Here is a 2,380-nt window from a genome sequence, read left to right on the forward strand (position 1 = left end):
CGGCCCGCCGGGCGGTCTGTGCCGCACCCTGTGACGCTGCCGCCCCCCCCCTCACCCCGGCCCGGGCGGCCGCCCCCGCCCCGAGGGGGGCGGCCGCACGGGCCTGCGGCGTTCCGCCGGCCCGGGCCGGCGGCTCAGAGCCCCCAGAACGCCCCGCTCAGCCCCACCGAGCGCAGGTACTCGGCGGCCGCGGCCGGCTCGCGCCGGGTGTACGGCGAGCCGAGCCGCCCCTCGTACCAGTGCGCGGCGAGCCGCCAGAGGGTGCCCAGGTCGAGCACGCTGCCGCGCGGGTTGCCGGTGGCGGCGAGCCAGGCGTCGACGCAGTCGGTGGAGCAGAACAGCCGCTGGTGCGCGCAGGTGTGGACGACGTCCTCCCACATCCGGGCGGCGGGCACCAGGAAGTGGGCCACCTGCCCGCCCTCCGGCGGGGCCTGCCGGGTGACGGTCCAGGCGTGCGCGCGCCCGCAGGCCGGGCAGGTGGTGGCGACCAGCGCCGGATCGGCGCCGGGGACGAGGTGCGGCAGTGCGAAGGAGTCCCAGGCGCAGCCGCCGAACCACAGGGTGTCGCCGGCCATCACCGAGAAGCCCAGGGGCACGGCCGAGAACGGGTGGGCCATGACGATCGTGTCGTCCGGGCCGAGGGCGAGGTGCCGGGCCCCGGCGAGCCGGCGCAGACCGGCCCGGACCTCCGCCTCGGTGGCGCCCAGCCGGGCGGCCAGCGCGGCGTGGCCGGGGGCCCGGCCGGTGGCGGCGAAGGCGCGGTAGACCGCGAGCCTCAGTTCTTCGGCGTCCACGGCCGTCAGCCCGCCGCGACCGGGGCCACGGCCGGGACCGGCGCCGGATCCGCGGCCCGGCCGTCGTGGGCCTCCCGGTGGGCCAGCACCTCGGGCATGTTCTCCTCCGCCCAGTCCTTGATCGCCCGCAGCAGCGGGAGCAGCCCGGCGCCGAGCGGGGTGAGCGCGTAGTCCACCCGGGCCGGGACGGACGCGGTGACCGTACGGGTCAGCAGGCCGTCGCGCTCCAGGGACCGCAGGGTCTGGGTGAGCATCTTCTCGCTGACCCCGGCCAGGCGGCGGCGCAGGTCGCTGTAGCGCTGCGGGCCGTCGGCGAGGGCGTTGACGATCAGGCTGACCCACTTGTCGCCGATCCGCTCCAGCAGCTGCCGGGCGGGGCACTCGGCGAGGTAGGCGTCGTAGCCGGCCCGGGCCGCCGAGCGGCGCTGGGCGGCGGTGGTGGTCGCCATCGGCTCTCCTCTGCGTGCGGTACGCACTCGCGGGTGCGTACTTCCTTCCGGAGAGCAACTCTCCTTAGGTTGGGGGCCGTTGGCAAGCCCCGCCCGTTCCGGAGGCGGGGCCCTGTCGGAGGGAGAGCGCGATGCGTGCCGTGGTCGTCCGCCGGTTCGGCGGTCCGGAGGTCCTGGAACTGGTCGAGGTGGCCGTCCCCGAGCCCGGTCCGGGTCAGGTGCGGGTGCGGGTGGCGGCCGCCGCGGTCAACCCGGTGGACGCGGTGACCCGCTCCGGGGTGCTCACGGAGGCCGGGCTGATGGCGCCCCGGGAGACCGTCGGGATCGGCTGGGACGTGGCCGGCACGGTGGAGCGGCTCGGCCCGGGGGTGAGCGGCTTCGCGGTCGGGGACGAGGTGATCGGGCTGCGCGACCGGCTGGACGTCCCGCTCGGCAGCCACGCCGACGCCCTGGTGCTGGACGCCACCGCGCTCGCCCCCGCGCCGCCCGGCGTGCCCGCCGTCGAGGCGGCGACCCTGCCGCTCAACGGGCTCACCGCCCTCCAGGCCCTGGACCTGCTCGACCTGCCGGCCGGGGCGACGCTGCTGGTCACCGGCGCGGCGGGCGCGGTCGGCGGCTTCGCCGTGCAGCTGGCGGTGCGGCGCGGGCTGCGGGTGGTCGCCGTGGCGGGCGAGCGGGATGCCGCGCTGCTGCGGGAGCTGGGCGCCGAGTGGTACGTGCCGCGCGACGCCCCCGACCCGGCCGCCGCGGTGCGCGCGCTGGTGCCCGGCGGGGTGGACGGCGCGCTGGACGCGGCACTGCTGGGCGTGACGGCGCTCGGCGCGGTGCGCAACCGGGGGGCCTTCGTCGCGGTGGCGGCGGGCGCGGCGCCACCGGGGCTGCGCGGGATCCGGGTCGCCCACGTCTGGGTGACGGCGGACGGCACCGCGCTCGCCGGGCTGGCGGCCCTGGCCGCGCGCCGGGAACTGGCGCTGCGGGTGGCGGACACCCTGCCGCTGGAGCGGGCCGCGGCCGCCCACCGGCGGCTGGCGCACGGCGGTCTGCGCGGGCGGCTCGTCCTGGTGCCCTGAGGCCGGTGCGCCGGACCGGCCGGCCCGGCGGGCGGCCCGGCGGGCGGCACGGCGGGCGGCACGGCGG

3 protein-coding genes are annotated in these 2,380 nt (G+C 79.3%); 1 reads left to right on the forward strand and 2 read right to left on the reverse strand.

Annotation, left to right across the window (positions count from 1 at the left end):
• Positions 1-134: 134 nt before the first annotated feature.
• Complete coding sequence (gene merB, locus ACFVVL_RS28775; protein WP_387680302.1) at positions 135-794, reverse strand: organomercurial lyase; 660 nt, start codon at positions 792-794, stop codon at positions 135-137.
• Between the two features lie 5 nt (positions 795-799).
• Positions 800-1,243 (reverse strand): winged helix-turn-helix transcriptional regulator, encoded by a 444-nt coding sequence (locus ACFVVL_RS28780; protein WP_387680304.1) that lies wholly within the window; start codon positions 1,241-1,243, stop codon positions 800-802.
• 131 nt (positions 1,244-1,374) lie between these two features.
• On the opposite strand from ACFVVL_RS28780, the gene ACFVVL_RS28785 reads away from it, so the two are divergent.
• The gene (locus ACFVVL_RS28785) at positions 1,375-2,313 is read left to right on the forward strand and encodes an alcohol dehydrogenase catalytic domain-containing protein (RefSeq protein ID WP_387680307.1); all 939 of its coding nucleotides are present in this window, start codon (positions 1,375-1,377) and stop codon (positions 2,311-2,313) included.
• The last annotated feature ends 67 nt before the right edge of the window (positions 2,314-2,380 follow it).

The organism is Kitasatospora sp. NPDC058115, from assembly GCF_042884635.1.
GTDB lineage: Bacteria > Actinomycetota > Actinomycetes > Streptomycetales > Streptomycetaceae > Kitasatospora.

What these genes read in the sequence shown, in the direction of transcription:
- ACFVVL_RS28780 (WP_387680304.1), bottom strand. Translation starts at nt 1,243, where the DNA reads ATGGCGACCACCACCGCCGCCCAGCGCCGCTCGGCGGCCCGGGCCGGC.
- ACFVVL_RS28785 (WP_387680307.1), top strand. Translation starts at nt 1,375, where the DNA reads ATGCGTGCCGTGGTCGTCCGCCGGTTCGGCGGTCCGGAGGTCCTGGAA.